Below are 17,576 nucleotides of genomic sequence, written 5' to 3'. Positions count from 1 at the left end.
TGGTGAAAACTCCTGTTTCACACGATTTGGGGGCTCCCCGCTGTTGTAATCCACCGGCATTGCTGCTCTCCTCATAAAGGATAATCGTGGCCCGCCATTGGCAAGGGAAACGATCCCGATTTGATTTTTTAATGTAGAGTATCCCGATCTATCAGGCACGACCCACTGTTTCTGCTGCAAAGATACAAATAATCTGTGACTTATCCAAACCTTTTGCCGTTTTTCTTGGTAAATCGGAACTTTTTCTTTAACTTTGCACTCAAAATAGGAAAGATTATGGCAAAGACAGTTTGTATCATAGCGGGTGCTCGCCCCAATTTCGTCAAAGTGTCGCCTCTGGTTAGAGCTATTAATAAGAATCCAGAAGCAACTTGTTTGTTGGTTTATGCTGGTAGTGAGAATGATCCCACACTTGAACCTTCGCTTTTTGAGGATTTGCAGATGCCACGCCCGCAATATTATTTAGGTGTTGACTCAATGAGTCTGAATGAGATTACTAGTCAGGTGATGGCTCGATTTGATGCTTTTCTTGATGAGCATGCTGTAGATGTGGTGATTGTGGTTGATGATTTGGCTTCTACTATGGCTGCTGCGATTGTTACTAAGAAGCGTGGTATCCGATTGGCCCATCTGGTGGCTGGAACACGCTCGTTTAATATCAATATGCCTAAGGAAATTAATCGTTTGGTGATTGATGCTTTATCTGACTATCTGTTTACTGCTGGCGTGAAGAGTACAGGCGTTGCCACTCGCGAACAATCAGAGAATTCCCAGACTTATATGGTGGGTAATATTCTGATGGATACACTCCGCTATAACTATGACAGATTGAAGAAACCGGCTTCCATACCTTCGTTAGAAGAGAAGAAATACCTGGTGTTTACATTGAACCGTAAGGCTCTCATTGCTGATGAGGAAAACTTGGAGCGTATGTTGAAGGCTATGGTTGAGGCTGCTAATGGTGTTCGCATCGTGGCTCCTTTGCGTGGTAATGCTCGCAAGGTGGTTGAAGGCTTGAATCTTGGAATCGAGATTGTTGATCCACTTAGCTATCTGGAATTCGGATGGCTGACAGCTCATGCGCTTGGCATTATTACAGATTCTGGTAATGTGTCAGAGGAGGCTACGTTTAATGGTGTGCCCTGTATTACATTAAACAATTATACAGAGCATCAGGAAACTGTAAATGTGGGCTCTAACGTGTTGGTAGGCGAGGATGCTGAAAAACTACGTACAGAAATGGTTAAGATGGTTGCTGGTGAGTGGAAGAAATGCGCTCTACCTGACCGTTGGGATGGTCGTACGGCAGAGCGCATCGTTCAAATTATACTCGCCCCATGAGTATTCCCCTCCTGTTTAGGAGGGGATAGGGGACTTTAATAATTTTCTGCTTTTACCTGGAAGTATGCCTGCGGATGATCGCATACGGGGCATATTTGTGGCGCTTTCTTTCCGATAACGATGTGACCGCAGTTTGAACACTGCCAGATGACATCGTTCTCTTTTGAGAATACACGCTCCTTCTTCACATTGTCAAGAAGCTTGCGATAACGGGCCTCATGTTCTGCCTCGACTTTAGCAACAAGTTCGAATTTGATGGCAATTTCGTTGAATCCCTCCTCACGGGCCTCTTTAGCCATACGGGCATACATGTCGGTCCACTCATAGTTCTCACCATTGGCAGCTGCCTCAAGGTTTTCGAGAGTAGTCTTGATGCCACCGCCTTCCAGCAGTTTGAACCACATCTTTGCATGCTCTTTTTCGTTAGCTGCAGTTTCTTCAAAGATGTTTGCTATCTGTACAAATCCATCCTTCTTGGCTTTTGATGCCCAGTAGGTGTACTTGTTGCGTGCCATTGACTCACCTGCAAATGCTTCCTGCAGGTTCTTTTCTGTTTTTGTTCCTTTCAGTTCTTTCATAATTGTATTGTTTAGTTTATATATTATGTATTCAGGGGCAAAGATACAACTTTATTTTCAAATCTACAAATATTTAACTACTTTTATGTAATATAGGATAAGGTACGCGCGTGTATATATATTGAGTAGGTGAAGTTTGATAAAATTGGAAGCTTTTGCTCTCGTTTATAAATCAAAGTTTCCAAAAAAGAAAATCTTGTTCCGGTTTATGAAGAATTATGTTTTTGCTTGTTTGTAATATCTGGGTTTACTTTTGGGAATGGCGGTATGTTGTCGTGTGTTTTGGTGGTTTCTGTATTAATATTCTGAAAATCAGAATGTTATAATTTGAAGTTAGAGAATGTTGAATTGCTATTAACATTCTTTTGTAGTTTTTTTATTGAATCATATAATGCTAGTTTGTGTAATTTTAGTATCTTTGCAACCGAATTCGGATTTTCTTTTTGGAAAACTTTTCCGAATTAAAAAACAAAAAAGTTTCCAAAAAAAGAAAACTGAAAAAAAGAGAGAGATAGTAAACTTAAAAAAATATAAGCAACAAATGGAAATTAAAAACTTTACCATCACTAAACGAGACGGTTCAAAAGACCTTTTCTCACTTGACAAGATTATGAATGCTATTGTAAAGGCATTCGAAAGTGTTCAAGAACCAGCAGACCTGGCAATCGTATCTAAGATCCTTAATCATCTTGACATGCACGACAACATTACCGTAGAGGATATCCAGAACCAAGTGGAGGAAGCTCTGATGCGCGAAGGATATTACAAGGTAGCTAAGTCGTTCATCCTCTATCGACAGACTCACTCTGAAGATCGTGAAACTCTGGAAAAGATGGTTTTCCTTTCTGAGTATTGCGAATCGGTAAATGCTGCAACCGGTTCAAAGTATGATGCTAATGCTAATGTAGAGCATAAGAATATTGCAACGCTGATTGGCGAGTTGCCAAAGTCAAACTTCATTCGTCTGAATCGTCGACTTCTGACTGATCGTATTAAAAAGATGTACGGCAAGCAGTTGGCGGATGAGTACATCGATAAACTGACTCACCACTTTATATATAAGAACGACGAGACATCGTTGGCAAACTATTGTGCTTCAATCACCATGTATCCTTGGTTGATTGGTGGTACTATCGCTATTGGTGGAAATTCAACTGCACCAACCAACATGAAGTCGTTTGCTGGTGGCTTTGTTAATATGGTGTTTATGGTTAGCTCCATGTTGAGTGGTGCTTGTGCTACTCCTGAGTTCCTGATGTACATGAACTATTTCATGGGTAAGGAGTACGGACTGGATTACTACAAGCGCGCTAACGATCAGGCAGACCTGAGTCTGAAGCAGCGTACTATCGATAAGATTGTTACTGATTATTTCGAGCAGATTGTCTATACCCTGAATCAGCCTACTGGTGCACGTAATTATCAGGCTGTGTTCTGGAACATCGCCTATTACGATAAGTATTATTTCGAGAGTATCTTCGGAGAGTTCTACTTCCCCGATGGCTCTAAGCCCGACTGGGAAGGTCTTTCTTGGTTGCAGAAGCGCTTCATGAAGTGGTTCAATCTTGAGCGTACCAAGACTCTGCTCACATTCCCCGTTGAGACCATGGCGCTGCTGGTTGATGAGAATGGCGAGTGCAAGGATAAGGAGTGGGGCGACTTTACTGCTGAGATGTATGCCGAGGGTCACTCGTTCTTCACCTATATGAGTGATAATGCCGATTCATTGTCAAGCTGCTGTCGTCTGCGTAACGAGATTACCGATAACGGATTCAGCTATACCCTTGGTGCTGGTGGCGTAAGTACAGGTTCTAAGAGTGTGCTCACAATTAACCTGAACCGTTGTATTCAGTATGCAGTTAACCACAATCAGGATTATCTGGAATACCTGAGTCATGTGATTGATCTCTGCCACAAGGTGCAGCTGGCCTACAATGAGAACCTGAAAGAGTTGCAGGAGAATGGTATGCTGCCTCTGTTCGACGCTGGCTATATCAATATCGGTCGTCAGTATCTTACCATCGGTATCAACGGATTGGTAGAGGCAGCCGAGTTTATGGGACTTAAGATAACACCAAACGATGATTATCTGCACTTTGTTCAGGGCATCCTCGGACTGATTGAGAAGTACAACCGTCAGTATCGTACAAAGGATGTGATGTTTAACTGTGAGATGATTCCTGCAGAGAACGTAGGTGTTAAGCATGCTAAGTGGGATCGTGAGGACGGATACTTTGTTCCACGCGACTGCTATAACAGCTATTTCTATGTTGTTGAGGACGATTCGTTGACTATCATCGATAAGTTTAAGTTGCATGGTGCACCATATATTGAGCATCTTACTGGTGGATCGGCTCTGCATATGAATCTTGATGAGCATCTTTCAAAGGAGCAGTATCTGCACTTGTTGAAGGTGGCCGCCAAGGAGGGATGTAACTACTTTACATTCAATATTCCTAACACGGTATGTAATGAGTGCGGTCATATTGACAAGCGCTATCTGAAGGAGTGCCCACATTGCCACTCTAAGAATGTAGACTACATGACCCGTATTATCGGCTATCTCAAGCGCGTCAGCAACTTCTCTCAGGCCCGTCAGGAGGAGGCATCTCGCCGCTATTACGCAGGACAGAATAAACTATGCTGAAATACGTAAACACAGGAATAGTTTTTCAAGAGATACCCGACGAAGTGACACTGGCAATTAACATTAGTAATTGCCCGTGTCATTGTCCTGGGTGTCATAGTTATTATCTTTGGGATGATATAGGTCTTCCACTTGATACTCATGCTATCGATGCTTTTGTTGATAAGTTTGGTACTGATATCACATGTATATCGTTTATGGGAGGTGATGCCGATCCGAAAGCAGTAAATCAGTTGGCTTTGTATATTCACGAGGAGCATCCTGAATTTAAGGTAGCCTGGTATAGTGGTAAGACAATTATATCGTCTGTCATTAATAAGCGTGATTTTGATTACATTAAGATAGGTCCCTTTATCAAACATCTGGGTCCGCTCAAGAATCCCAAAACGAATCAAAGGCTCTATCGACAGAAAGACGATGGAACCTTTGAAGATATCACCTCACGCTTTTGGCGTCAGTAATTAATACGTTATTTCGCCTCGGATACTCATTTGCATGTACTTTCGTACCGTGTCCGGATCATCGGGGAAGTGTGATTGTAGGAACATCAGTTTTGTTACGGCCGCTTCTACTGTAGAATCGCGTCCGCTTATCACACCAGCCTCCTGCAGATGGTAGCCGCAATCGTAACGGCTCATCTCTACAGCTCCTTGCATACATTGACTGATATTCACTATGACTTTTCCATTACGTGTTCCTTCACGAAGTGCATTTAATAACCAAGGATGCTGAGGTGCATTGCCACTACCGAATGTACGCATCACAATGGCTTTCAGGTTGGGCGTATGGATGATATGGCGAATCAGATCTTCGCGGATGCCAGGGAAGAGGGAGAAAATAATGACGTTATTATCCAATCGGAAGTGGGGAGTCATCGGCTTGTCCCATTCTGGTTTCAGAATACGGTCACGATGATAGGTGATGTTCACACCTGCATCAACCAGATGGGGATAGTTGAACGATTCGAAGGCATTAAACTCTTCTGCGCTCTGCTTGGTGGTTCGATTACCACGCAACAGGTGACCTCCGAAATAGATGCCTACCTCAGGAACTAATGCATGACCCTCACGGTCCTTGGCTGCGGCAATCTCAACAGCAGTAATCAGATTCTCCTTACCATCAGTTCTTAACTGTCCAATAGGCAACTGCGAACCTGTGAAGATAACGGGTTTTGTCAGGTTCTCAAGCATATAGGATAGGGCAGAGGCGGTATAAGCCATCGTGTCTGTTCCATGCAGTACCACGAAACCATCATATAGATCATAGTGGTCGGCTATGCAATGTGAAATGTCTGTCCACATGCGTGGTGACATATCGCTTGAATCGATTGGAGGGTTAAACTGGTATGTCTCAATGGTAATGTCAAACTGCTTGAGTTCAGGTACATTATATAATAGGTGTTCGAAATCGAAAGGCTCCAGTGCTCCTGTACGTGGGTTCCGATTCATTCCTATGGTGCCTCCAGTGTATACGAGGAGGACTTTACTACGGTACGTCATCGTTTACGTTTCAATTTTTCTGCAAAGATAGTGTTTTTATTCGAGATTTTCTGTATCTTTGCAAAAAATTTAAGCAGAACCTATTAACAAATAAAATTATGAAGCAATTCAATGACGATAATTTCGTTCTGGAGACCCAGGTGGCTCAGGACCTTTATCACAATCATGCGGCTAAAATGCCTATTATCGACTATCATTGTCATCTCATTCCTGAAATGGTGGCTAAAGACCACAAGTTTAAGAGTATTACCGAGCTTTGGCTGGGTGGCGACCACTACAAGTGGCGTGCTATGCGTACCAATGGTATCGATGAGAAATACTGTACAGGTAAGGACACTAGCGACTGGGAGAAGTTTGAGAAGTGGGCCGAGACTGTTCCTTATACTTTCCGCAATCCGCTTTATCACTGGACTCACTTGGAGCTGAAGACTGCTTTCGGTATCACCAAGCAGCTTTCGCCAAAAACAGCTCGTGAGATCTTTGACGAGTGTAATGAGAAACTGCAGCAGCCTGAGTTCTCAGCTCGTGGCCTGATGAAGCATTACAATGTAGAGTGTGTATGTACTACCGACGATCCTGTTGATGATCTGCATAACCACATTGAGTATGCCAAGAGCAAGGCAAAGGATGATCCTATGATGATTCCTGCATGGCGCCCTGACAAGGCTATGAATATTGAGAAGGCTGATTTCTCAAAATATGTTGAGCAGCTGGGTGAGGTGAGTGGCGTAACCATTACTAAGTTTGCTGATATGGTAGATGCACTCAAGAAGCGTCACGACTTCTTTGCTGAGAACGGCTGTAAACTCTCTGACCATGGTATCGAAGAGTTCTACGATGAAGAGTATACCGATTCTCAGATTGAAACCATCTTCGAAAAGGCTATGCGTGGATTGCAGCTTTCTAAACTTGAGGTTCGTCAGTTCAAGAACTGTTTCTTGACTGTTATGGCTGAGATGGATGCTGATTCTGATTGGACACAGCAGTTCCACTACGGAGCTATCCGCGATAACAATACCAAGATGTTCAATGCCCTTGGTCCTGATACAGGTTTCGATTCTATTGGTGAATTCAATACCGCTAAGGCTATGTCATCATTCTTGAATAAGTTGAATATGAAGGATAAGCTTACGCGCACCATATTATATACTCTGAATCCTTGCGCTAACGAGATGATTGCTACTATGCTTGGAAACTTCCAGGGTGGTGAGCCAGGAAAGATTCAGTTCGGTTCAGGTTGGTGGTTCAATGATCAGATGGATGGTATGGTCCGTCAGATGAATGCCCTTTCTGTACTTGGTCTGCTGAGCCGTTTCGTAGGAATGTTGACTGATAGTCGCTCGTTCTTGAGCTATCCTCGTCATGAGTACTTCCGCCGTATCCTCTGCAACCTCCTGGGTAATGATGTTGAAAAGGGATTGCTGCCATGCGATATGGAGATTCTTGGACGAATGGTTGAGGATATCAGTTACAACAACGCCCGCCGTTATTTCAAGTTCTATTAAATCATAAAAATGACCGCAGATTTCCGAATCTGCGGTTTTTTTATGCATAAATTTGGAAAATCGCTCACTTATTCGTAACTTTGCACCCAGATATGAGATACAATTCAGGTTATAATCGTGAGGGTGACTATGAGCACCTGGTGGTTAATGAATCAAAACCGCTACTTGAGTGGCTGTTAGAGAATGTTCAGCAAAGTCGCAATAAGATCAAGGCGACTCTGCAGGGTAGGGGTATCAAGGTTAACGGTAAGACTGTTAGCCAGTTCGACTTCCAGTTGGAACCAGGAATGAAGGTTGCTGTGAGTAAGACTAAGCGTAACCAGAATTCTTTCAAGAGCCGTTACGTCAAGATAGTCTACGAGGATAAATGGCTGATTGTGATTGAAAAGGCCGAAGGCATCCTCTCAATGGCGGCTGGTCACTCTTCGCTGAATGTGAAGACGGTGCTTGATGATTATTTCAAGAAATCGCGCCAGAAGTGTACTGCCCATGTGGTTCATCGTTTGGATCGCGATACTAGCGGTCTGATGGTATATGCCAAAGATATGGAGACAGAACAGATACTTGAGCATAACTGGCATGATATAGTTTACGATCGTCGTTATGTGGCAGTTTGTTCTGGTGAGATGGAGAACGATGAGGGTACGATTGCTAACTGGTTGAAGGATAATAAGGCATACGTCACCTATTCGTCACCCACTGATAATGGTGGCAAGTATGCTGTTACTCATTATCATGTGTTGGATCGTACTACCGACCATTCGCTGGTAGAGTTCAAACTGGAAACAGGTCGTAAGAATCAGATTCGTGTACATTCATCAGATATGGGACATCCGGTTTGTGGTGATCCCAAATATGGCAATGGCGATGATCCTATCCATCGTCTGTGTTTGCATGCATGGCTACTCTGTTTCCATCATCCTGTAACAGGCGAGCCAATGGAGTTTGAGACACCTGTACCAACAGCATTTAAGAAACTGTTCAAGTAATATGGAGAACGTAGGATATTACATTTTTGTGCTTGTTGCTATCATAGTAGCTTTCTTGGTGATTAAGAAGGTGGCTTCTTGTCTCATCAAGTCGGCTATTCTGATTGCTATGGTAGTGGCTCTTGCTGCTATTTACTATCTGTATTTAAGATAGCAACCTCTTCAGGGAAGATACGATTAAAGGCCTCGCGCAGCTGTTGAGGCTGTTCTATGAGATTCTGCAGTTCGCTCAGTCGCTTGGCGTTTGGCGAATTGGGAATCCATAGTTTGATGTATCCATCCTTAGAATATTTGTTGTGCATGTGCTCCTTGAATCGAACCCAATGTTCTTCTTCGGTCTTTTCCGGGTAGTTGGCGAGTCCGAACTGGATGCATCTGCGGATAATTCTATCCGGATCGATGTCTCTGTCTGCTTCGGCAACAATCTTTCCATAGATGGTTCTTGGGCTGCGACTGGCTGATGCGCGATGATCCTCTACCGCTTCCTTCATAATTTTAATCTGTTCGGGCGAGAACCATTTCTTAAGTCTGGCATCTGTGGCAAGGATTTTTCCACCTCTGATGTGATGGTCGGCACGATGTCCGCACATCCCCAAGTCGTGGTATGCAGCAATGGTATAAACCATATTGGTATCAGCTCCTGTGGGCCTGATCAACTCTAGCGAATTACGTATAACTCTTGTTACGTGCTCCAGATTGTGGGCACGATCGAATTCTGCGTATTTGGGGAGTATCTGAGTCTCGATAAACTCCACTAAATCTAGGCTTGGGGTATTGTTTGTCATAAATATTTTCTTTTTTCTTTGCAAATTTACAAAAAAGATGTTACTTTTGCAAGAAATTTTGGAAAATAATGGCAGAAGATAAGAAAATTAAGACAAATTCGGTTAAGGCGTGGTTACTAGCAGCACGTCCTAAAACGCTTTCTGGGGCAGCTGTTCCTGTCATGATCGGTGTGGCATTGGCGTATGTTGATGCAATAGAGTATGGTACCGATTCTTTTAGTTGGATAGCTGCGTTGCTCTGTCTTTTTTTCGCGTTTGCTATGCAGATAGACGCCAATTTCATCAATGATTTCTTCGATTTTGTCAATGGTACTGATGATGCTGAGACGCGCCTTGGTCCTCGTAGAGCCTGTGCCCAGGGCTGGGTTAAGCTCGAGTCAATGAAGAAAGCCATTGCCATCACCACTTGTGCTGCATGTGTTATTGGTCTGCCGCTTGTGTATTATGGCGGTCTGGAAATGGTGCTGATAGGAATGATCTGTGTGGTATTTGCTTTTTTATATACTACCTATTTCTCTTATCAGGGCTTAGGCGATTTGCTGGTACTTGTTTTCTTTGGTATTGTGCCAGTATGCTGTTCGTACTATGTTCAGTTGCATACTTTTACTTGGCAGGTGTTCTTAGCTTCACTTGCATGCGGTATGGTGATTGATGCATTACTTATCATCAACAATTTCCGCGATAGGGATAATGACCGTGAGGCTGGTAAGAACACGATTATTGTACATCTGGGCGCTGAGGCTGGATTGCAATTATATATAGGTGTAGGTGTTGGCGCTATTATTCTGGGTGGCACATTCCTGATGAATGGGCATATCCTGGCTTTTGTATTCCCCTTCATCTATCTGGTGCTGCATTTTATAACCTATCTTAAAATAAAACGCATATACCAAGGAAAAGCGCTGAATCTCTGCTTAGGAGAAACAGCGCGTAATATATTTATCTATGGTGTATGCGTAAGTGTCGGACTTCTGCTCCTTTAGTTGAAGAAAGGCCACGATACACCAAAGTGTAGTACCGATCCGTTAGTGGGGTAGTGTGGGGTCAGGAACTTCATGTGGTTTCCTCCGCCGTTTACTACATTACTCATTACCAAGAAGAATCTTACACCTTTCAGGGTCATGTTGGCATATACGTCAACAAATGGATAACCACCAAGCTCCACACGACTAGCCTCATTCTTCTGTACTGCAAACTGATTGATGCCTGGGCAGAAGTCGGGGGCATAGTATTTCGAGAAGTAGGTGGCGTCAGCTCCCAGTTCCACTCCCAGCACCTTAGCTATACGGAACTTGAGATACAGATTGCTGAATAAGTTCCAGTCGGGCAGGGGTAATACATCCTTATTGCTTGAATTCTGATAGGTGATAACGTTCTCCCAGTTCAGCGGTCCAAGACGGAAGTTCTGATGTAGTTGTGCTGTCATAACCCTGATGTCGTCCGATTCCTGATAGATACCTGCTGTCATGTTTTTGCGACCTCCGTTTTCTGTCAGATCGTAGCTCATGCCATAGTAGGTGTAGTTGCTCAGGTTCTCCAAAGCTACACGCAGTTTTGTGTCTGTCTTCTGATAACTGAAGGTGCCTTCAATGCGAGTACGAGTTTCGCGGTCAAGATCTTCATCCCACCAGAAGTGCTTAGAGTGCTGCTTGGCCTGGAAGAATACAGGATAGCATTTATACAGATATGCCGATGCTGCTAACTGTACGGTGTCGCCGAACAACGGGAAGTTCAAGTCGGTACTGAAGTCGATGGTATAGTCGCCTTTATCTGCTCCCGAAACCCATGTTTCAGCTTGCAGGTCGAAGTGCAGCGTCTTACCTTGAGTCTTGCTCAGCTGTCCGCCGATACTCAGATCGTATTCATTCCATTTCTCCCAGTATAGATTACTGTTTGAATCCATTTCCGGCATTGAGTATGTGCAGTAGTCGTAGCTAACAAAACCTTTCAGTCCGGCCTTTACATATTTGTTGAATCCTTCTAGCAGTGCTACTCCCAATGTGTTTTTTATACGGAAATGCTTAGCCTGATCATAGATGGAGTCGTTGCCTAATTCCAATCCCTGTTTGTAATAGGTGTTCTTATAATAATCGGTGGGCGTATAGTACGACTGATAGATATGATCGTAGTTGTCGATATCAAGCGTATGGATAAAGCTGGTTACAGGCACATACTCGCGTTTCATCGTGGCATCGATAGAATCCTGAATAGCTTGCAGACGATTCAGGCTATCGATGGCGGCCTGCCCATTAATCTTTATTCTGGTTGTATCTGCAGCAATGTTCAGCGAGTCTTTCTTTGGCTCTTTGCCCATAACCATTGCGCCAGTTGGTCGGCCTGTAGGCTTCTTGATGTCCTTGTTTCTGGCATCTCTGCTGCCCATCTCATCATGCTCCTTCTTCGCATTGTGCTCTTGCTGTGATTCCTGGGCAAACTTTCGGGCTTTGATCTCCTCATCGGTCATCTTAACCTTACGGTAGAATCCCAGATTGTATCGATGCGAAAGATATACGTGCTGATGATCGTTACGATTCCAGTTCTTCGACAGTACTGTGGGTATCTCACTTTCAGTATAGTTGTCGGTAAACGACTCTGGATGCGTCACATAATTATCATCGGTAATACCGCCGTTTTCGGCTGTCTTCTGGTGGGCAGCGTTAAAGAAGAAGTGCATCTGATAACGATCGCCCAGATATGATGAGAAGAGAGTTCCGCTGAAGTGCGATGTACTCTGATTGCTATAATAACCGCGGGCATAAGCGTAATCAAGGTCGAATCCTATGTTGAAACGCTTGTTTACATTGACGCCGAATTTTGCATCGATGTGGTCTTCGCCGTTAGTCTTGTCGCCGCAGTTGTCGTAAAGTATCTGGGTGTAGGGCGACAGCGTATTCATAAACAAGAATTCATCAGGCTTCTTGTTTACGAAACTGTATGGCTCTGTAAATGTGAAGTACTCTCCAAAAGGACGGTCGATAAATATACGGCTCATACGGGCTGTATAGTTATTACCCGTCGTGTTATATTCACCATAGAATCCGCTGTTGAAGGTGGTGTTCATAAACAGATGCGGCAGTGTGTCTGGTTCTGCAGGAATCACATCGCCAAATCGTCTGTCTATCGTCCACGCATAAATTCCCTTTGGAATTTCCTTATGCTGCGTTGTGTCTTTGTTGTGTTTATTAAAGTTTTCGCTTCGCCGCGTAACGGTTCCATCTTCATCAATCTGGTTATATTGACGATCTGTCTGGGCGCTTGCCTTTGTAAGAGCCAGTAATGCAAATATTAGTGTTGATAGTTTTCTGTACATAAATTACTTTATCATTCGCATAGACGATTCTGCTATTTTAAAGCACATCGAGAATAGTATGATATATGTGCCCATGGTTCTGTCTTTGGTCAGGTACCAAATCACGCCCACAAGGGCCGTAATCATAAAAATGATATTCAGAATATTACGTATCTTGTCTTTGTTCATGTTCTGTTATTTGTCGTTTAGCAACGAATTGAATTTACCGAAGATAAAGTCCTTGCGGTCTATTGTCTTTCTGCGGAACTTGGCCGAAACAGGATAAAGCTTGGTGCGCTTCTTGTTGACGGCATACTTGTCGGTAATCCATTCTTCGGCAGTGTAGTGGGTTGGCTTGCGATCCAAATCGTAATCGTAAGATATACGTGTCATCTTTACGTCGGCTTTTCCGTCGGTACATTTCACTATCAACTGGAAGTTGAGCTGCGTACGATCCAATGAAAGGGCCGAGCTCTTGAATACCAGCCACTCATGGTAAACAGCGCCAAGCTCATATTTCTCTGTATCGCTGACGACTACTGCACTATTGGCAATCTGATTGGGCTCTTTAGTCATCTTGTCCATCTGCTTGTACAGAATGTCGTATATTTCTTTTGCCGATTTGCCAGGAGCATTGATGGCTGTCTGCCAGCAAACTTTTCCGTCTACAAGGGGTACAGCCCCTTCTGCCAGATATTTTGCATCAGGGTTTTCTTTCTCAGCAGGAGCCTGTTCAATACGTTCCCAAGTGTTGTCCTGAGCCGAAGCAATCAGTGGCATTGCCATCAGTATGGCTATCAAATACTTTTTCATATTTACCTGTTTAATTATTAAAACCGTGCAAAATTACTAAGATTTTTTTATTTTCGGGCACGGTTACACGGATTAACACAGATTTTTTTAATTCTTTAATTATTTAATTCTTTAATTTTCATTTTAGCTCCAGTTCTTTCTGCAGCCTTACTATCTCATCGCGATATTGTGCAGCCTGAAGGAAGTCAAGATTCTTGGCAGCCTCTTTCATCTTTCTGGTTGTCTCTTCTATCAGCTTCTCCATTTGTGGTCGGGTCATTCTCTCCTCAATCGGGTCGGCAGCCATCAGTATGCCTGTATTGCCGTTTTCTGCTGCAAGTGGAATGTCGCGCATCAGTTCCTTGGTATCAGCACGGTTCTCTTTCTGTAGTGCGCTGAATGTCAGGTTCTTTACTATCTGTTTAGGCGTTATGCCGTGCTCCGCGTTATAATTCATCTGCTTGATTCTGCGGCGCATTGTCTCATCGATAGTGAGTTGCATCGAAGCTGTTATCGTATCGGCATACATTATCACCTTACCATTTACGTTTCTGGCAGCACGTCCGGCCGTCTGTGTCAAGCTGCGATGACTTCTCAGGAATCCCTCCTTGTCGGCATCCAATATGGCTACCAGCGATACTTCGGGCAGGTCAAGACCTTCACGCAGCAGGTTTACGCCAACCAATACATCGTATACGCCCTGCCTCAGGTCGCTTAGAATCTTTACACGGTCTAGTGTGGCTACATCGCTGTGAATATAGGCAGTGCTTACGTTATGCCCTAGCAGATATTCGGTCAGTTCCTCTGCCATTCGCTTGGTCAGGGTGGTAATCAGCACTCGTTCGCCGCGATTCCTGCGGGTTATGATCTCGTCCAGCAAGTCGTCAATTTGGTTCTCGCTTGGACGGACTTCAATCTCTGGGTCCAATAGGCCGGTGGGGCGGATCACCTGTTCTACCACCACGCCTTCGGCTTCGTTCAGTTCATAGTCGGCTGGGGTCGCACTCACGTATATCACCTGATTAACCTCTTCCTGAAACTCCTCAAATTTCAGCGGACGGTTGTCGAAGGCTGCAGGCAGTCGAAAGCCATATTCCACCAGATTCTGCTTTCGACTTCTGTCGCCTCCGTACATCGCACTTATCTGAGGCACACTTACATGACTCTCGTCTATAATCAGCAGATAGTCGTCGGGGAAGAAGTCCAGCAGACAGTAAGGCCTTTCACCAGCCTGTCGCCCGTCGAAGTAACGGCTATAGTTCTCGATACCAGAGCAATGCCCCAGCTCCTTAATCATCTCCATATCGTACTCCACACGCTCTTTGATGCGCTGGGCTTTGATGGTGTCGCCTATCTCTTCGAAGTATATCACCTGTTTCATCAAGTCGTCTTGAATCTGACGGATGGCTATATTGGTCTGTTCCTGCGAGGTCATAAACAGGTTGGCAGGGTAGAGACGGTATTCTTCGAAACTGGCCAGACGGTCGAATGTAACAGCATCCATCTCCTCGATGGCATCAATCTCGTCATCCCAGAAGGTTATTCTCAGCACCACCTCGCTGTAGGCCATCGCAATGTCTACCGTATCGCCTTTCACACGGAAGTTGCCTCGTTGCAAATCCAGGTCGTTTCGTACGTAGAGCGCTGCTACTAACTTTCTTAACAAAGCGTTGCGGTCTAATATCTGACCTTTCTTCAGTTCTATCACGTTCTCCTGCAGGGCCACGGGGCTTCCCATACCGTAAATGCACGAAACCGATGATACCACCACCACGTCGTTACGTCCTGATAATAAGTTTGATACGGCCGATAGTCTCAATCGGTCTATCTCGTCGTTTATGGCCAGATCTTTTTCTATGTAGGTGTCTGTGCTTGGCAGATAAGCCTCTGGCTGGTAGTAGTCATAATAGCTTACATAATACTCTACGGCGTTCTGCGGAAAGAATCCCTTCATTTCCTCATAAAGCTGAGCTGCCAGCGTCTTGTTGTGACTCAATATCAGGGTGGGGCGATTGTGTTGGGCTATCACGTTTGCCATTGTGAAAGTCTTACCCGATCCCGTTACTCCAAGCAGTACTTGGGCTCGGTCTCCGCGGTCCAAACCTTCAGTCAACTGACGTATTGCCTCGGGCTGATCGCCAGTTGGTTTATATTCCGATGTTAGTATAAATTTGCTCATTGAGTGTGCAAAGATACGAATAAGTTATTAAAAAAACATCAAAAAACGCCAAAAACATGTATTAAAACTTTGTTATTTGCGCGAAAAGTACTAATTTTGCACCCCGAATATGAATAAAGGTATCATTACATTGGCATGTGCGGCCCTGCTACTTAGCAGTTGTGCCTCAGAGTTTAACAGTGTCTACAAATATGGAGACTCTGATTATAAGTATGAGTATGCCAAAGAGGCATTCGCATGTGGAAAGTTCCAGCAGGCTACATCGCTGTTGGAAGAACTGGTAACAATCAAGAAGGGGTCTGATGATGCTCAGGAGTGTCTTTACATGTTGGGTATGGCCCAATATGGCAATATGGATTATGATGCAGCTTCTGAGACTTTCAGGAAATATACTACAAGCTATCCTCGTGGCACTTATGCAGAGTTGGCTTACTTCTATGTAGGTCAGTCACTCTATCAGAGTGCGCCCGAGCCTCGTTTGGATCAGTCGCCTACCAATGGCGCTATCACCGCCTATCAGCAGTTCATCGATTTGTATCCAGAGTCAGATCTTCGTTCTCAGGCTCAGGATCGTCTCTACGAGCTGCACGATAAGCTCATTCAGAAGGAGTATCTCTCTGCCGAGCTTTACTACAATCTGGGCGGATACTTCGGCAACATCAACTCTAACGAGGAGAGTAATTATACATCGTGCATCATCACGGCTCAGAACTGCCTGAAGAGCTATCCTTACTGTAGTCTTCGCGAAAAGCTGATGGTGCTGATTATGAAGGCCAAGTTCGAGTTGGCCGAGAACAGTTCAGACGAGAAACGACTGGATCGTTATCGCGATGCCGAGGACGAATGCTATGGTTTCCTCAACGAGTTCCCCGAATCAAATAATGCCTCATTGGCAGAGAAATATATCAATAAGTGCAAAAAAGTAATTAAAGATTAAGATATGGATTATAAGAAGTCAAAAGCACCGGTTAACACCGTAACACGTAACATTATGGATCTGTGTGACGACACAGGCAATATCTACGAGAGCGTAGCTATCATTGGTAAGCGTGCCAACCAGATTAGCCTTCAGATTAAGGACGATCTGTCAAAGAAGCTGGCAGAGTTCGCTTCGTACAACGATTCACTCGAGGAGGTATTCGAGAATCGTGAGCAGATCGAGATTTCTCGTTACTACGAAAAACTGCCAAAGCCAAGTCTTCTTGCAACTCAGGAGTTTGTAGAGAACAAGGTTTACTGGCGTGATCCTTCTCGCGAGAATCAGGTTCAGGAAGATTAATTCGTTATGATACAGCGTAAGCAGACATTATATCTTTTGGCGGCCATTATTATGACCGTCATTTGTCTTTGTATGCAGATAGGTTCATTTAAGTTGGGTGGTCTGCAGGTAGCTCGTGTGTACAATCTCTGGTATACCGACCCTATTGGCAGGCATCATTTCGACACTTGGCCTCTGATGGCAGTACTGCTGCCAACAACTGCTATTGCAGCCTATACCATATTTATATATCACAACCGCAAGATGCAGGCTCTGTTCTGCCTTTTCAATGTGTTGTTTATCATAGGTTGGTATGTGTGTTTCTTCGTTGTAGGTCAGATGGTTGGCGATAAGTCGTGGGGCGCGGTTAATTTCCGTCCCTCATGGCCAGCAGTATTCCCCGCCATCTCGCTGATACTCTATCTCATGGCCCGTCGCGCTATCATTGCCGACGAGAAACTAGTCCGTTCGATGGACAGAATCAGATAATAAAATATCAAATATTACGATAATCCCCGCTAGGCTTCCTGGCGGGGATTATTGTATACTTACAACTAGACCATAAAGAAGTAAATTGTTCTTTTTCTCCTTTTTTATGGTAAAAAAAGTTTCGAAAAAGTTTGGAAGTAAATGATTTTTTTCTTATATTTGCCCCAAAGTATTTGATTTATCAATAATTTAAAAACCTATAACACATGAAGAAACTATTACTCT

General features: G+C 44.0%; 17 protein-coding genes. 10 read left to right on the top strand and 7 right to left on the bottom strand.

What is annotated here, in order from left to right:
• The first annotated feature begins 276 nt into the window (after positions 1 to 276).
• The gene (locus BUB86_RS14705; protein WP_073210871.1) at positions 277 to 1,341 is read left to right on the top strand and encodes a UDP-N-acetyl glucosamine 2-epimerase; all 1,065 of its coding nucleotides are present in this window, start codon (positions 277 to 279) and stop codon (positions 1,339 to 1,341) included.
• Between the two features lie 35 nt (positions 1,342 to 1,376).
• Here BUB86_RS14705 and rbr read toward each other — a convergent pair whose 3' ends face one another.
• Complete coding sequence (gene rbr, locus BUB86_RS14700; RefSeq protein ID WP_073210868.1) at positions 1,377 to 1,919, bottom strand: rubrerythrin; 543 nt, start codon at positions 1,917 to 1,919, stop codon at positions 1,377 to 1,379.
• A 541-nt stretch (positions 1,920 to 2,460) separates the two neighbouring features.
• Between rbr and nrdD the strand changes: the two genes are divergently transcribed.
• Both nrdD and nrdG read left to right on the top strand, forming a co-directional pair.
• Positions 2,461 to 4,566, top strand: coding sequence for an anaerobic ribonucleoside-triphosphate reductase (gene nrdD / locus BUB86_RS14695; protein WP_073210866.1), 2,106 nt, complete (start codon positions 2,461 to 2,463; stop codon positions 4,564 to 4,566).
• On the top strand, positions 4,560 to 5,027 hold the full coding sequence (nrdG, locus tag BUB86_RS14690) for an anaerobic ribonucleoside-triphosphate reductase activating protein (RefSeq protein WP_073210864.1): 468 nt from the start codon (positions 4,560 to 4,562) through the stop codon (positions 5,025 to 5,027). The genes nrdD and nrdG overlap by 7 nt, the downstream gene beginning before the upstream one ends.
• Here nrdG and BUB86_RS14685 read toward each other — a convergent pair whose 3' ends face one another.
• A complete protein-coding gene (locus BUB86_RS14685; RefSeq protein WP_073210862.1) occupies positions 5,028 to 6,065 on the bottom strand; it encodes an asparaginase in 1,038 nt (345 codons plus the stop codon).
• Positions 6,066 to 6,163: 98 nt separating this feature from the next.
• On the opposite strand from BUB86_RS14685, the gene uxaC reads away from it, so the two are divergent.
• The 3 genes from uxaC (at position 6,164) to BUB86_RS17760 (ending at position 8,713) form a co-directional block, all read left to right on the top strand.
• Positions 6,164 to 7,570: a glucuronate isomerase gene (uxaC, locus tag BUB86_RS14680; protein WP_073210860.1), complete on the top strand. Its 1,407-nt coding sequence runs from the start codon at positions 6,164 to 6,166 to the stop codon at positions 7,568 to 7,570.
• Positions 7,571 to 7,662: 92 nt separating this feature from the next.
• Positions 7,663 to 8,559, top strand: a complete 897-nt coding sequence (locus BUB86_RS14675; RefSeq protein ID WP_073210857.1) for an RluA family pseudouridine synthase — start codon at positions 7,663 to 7,665, stop codon at positions 8,557 to 8,559.
• Position 8,560: 1 nt separating this feature from the next.
• Positions 8,561 to 8,713 (top strand): hypothetical protein, encoded by a 153-nt coding sequence (locus BUB86_RS17760; RefSeq protein ID WP_175549519.1) that lies wholly within the window; start codon positions 8,561 to 8,563, stop codon positions 8,711 to 8,713.
• On the opposite strand, the gene BUB86_RS14670 is transcribed toward BUB86_RS17760, so the two are convergent.
• A complete protein-coding gene (locus tag BUB86_RS14670; protein ID WP_073210856.1) occupies positions 8,688 to 9,344 on the bottom strand; it encodes an HD domain-containing protein in 657 nt (218 codons plus the stop codon). The genes BUB86_RS17760 and BUB86_RS14670 overlap by 26 nt on opposite strands.
• 68 nt (positions 9,345 to 9,412) lie before the next feature.
• Between BUB86_RS14670 and menA the strand changes: the two genes are divergently transcribed.
• Complete coding sequence (gene menA / locus BUB86_RS14665; RefSeq protein ID WP_073210854.1) at positions 9,413 to 10,327, top strand: 1,4-dihydroxy-2-naphthoate octaprenyltransferase; 915 nt, start codon at positions 9,413 to 9,415, stop codon at positions 10,325 to 10,327.
• Here the strand turns inward: menA and BUB86_RS14660 are convergent.
• The 4 genes from BUB86_RS14660 to uvrB all read right to left on the bottom strand — a co-directional run bounded on the left by BUB86_RS14660 (position 10,324) and on the right by uvrB (position 15,604).
• Entirely contained in the window at positions 10,324 to 12,654 is a 2,331-nt protein-coding gene (locus BUB86_RS14660; protein ID WP_073210852.1) for a putative porin, read from the bottom strand. The genes menA and BUB86_RS14660 overlap by 4 nt on opposite strands.
• Before the next feature lie 3 nt (positions 12,655 to 12,657).
• Entirely contained in the window at positions 12,658 to 12,822 is a 165-nt protein-coding gene (locus BUB86_RS17755; RefSeq protein ID WP_175549518.1) for a hypothetical protein, read from the bottom strand.
• A gap of 6 nt (positions 12,823 to 12,828) precedes the next feature.
• Positions 12,829 to 13,446, bottom strand: a complete 618-nt coding sequence (locus BUB86_RS14655) for a DUF4468 domain-containing protein (RefSeq protein ID WP_073210850.1) — start codon at positions 13,444 to 13,446, stop codon at positions 12,829 to 12,831.
• A 118-nt stretch (positions 13,447 to 13,564) separates the two neighbouring features.
• Entirely contained in the window at positions 13,565 to 15,604 is a 2,040-nt protein-coding gene (uvrB, locus tag BUB86_RS14650) for an excinuclease ABC subunit UvrB (protein WP_073210848.1), read from the bottom strand.
• 109 nt (positions 15,605 to 15,713) lie between these two features.
• Between uvrB and BUB86_RS14645 the strand changes: the two genes are divergently transcribed.
• The 3 genes from BUB86_RS14645 to BUB86_RS14635 are packed head-to-tail and all read left to right on the top strand — an operon-like array spanning position 15,714 to position 17,351.
• Positions 15,714 to 16,541, top strand: a complete 828-nt coding sequence (locus tag BUB86_RS14645) for an outer membrane protein assembly factor BamD (RefSeq protein ID WP_073210846.1) — start codon at positions 15,714 to 15,716, stop codon at positions 16,539 to 16,541.
• A gap of 3 nt (positions 16,542 to 16,544) precedes the next feature.
• Positions 16,545 to 16,883 (top strand): DNA-directed RNA polymerase subunit omega, encoded by a 339-nt coding sequence (locus BUB86_RS14640; RefSeq protein ID WP_073210844.1) that lies wholly within the window; start codon positions 16,545 to 16,547, stop codon positions 16,881 to 16,883.
• Positions 16,884 to 16,889: 6 nt separating this feature from the next.
• Positions 16,890 to 17,351, top strand: a complete 462-nt coding sequence (locus BUB86_RS14635) for a DUF4293 domain-containing protein (protein WP_073210842.1) — start codon at positions 16,890 to 16,892, stop codon at positions 17,349 to 17,351.
• The last annotated feature ends 225 nt before the right edge of the window (positions 17,352 to 17,576 follow it).

Source organism: Xylanibacter ruminicola (assembly GCF_900142525.1).
Classification (GTDB): Bacteria; Bacteroidota; Bacteroidia; order Bacteroidales; family Bacteroidaceae; genus Prevotella; species Prevotella ruminicola_A.
The sequence above is the reverse complement of the archived record's forward strand: the minus strand, read 5'-3'. Positions and strand labels throughout refer to the sequence as shown.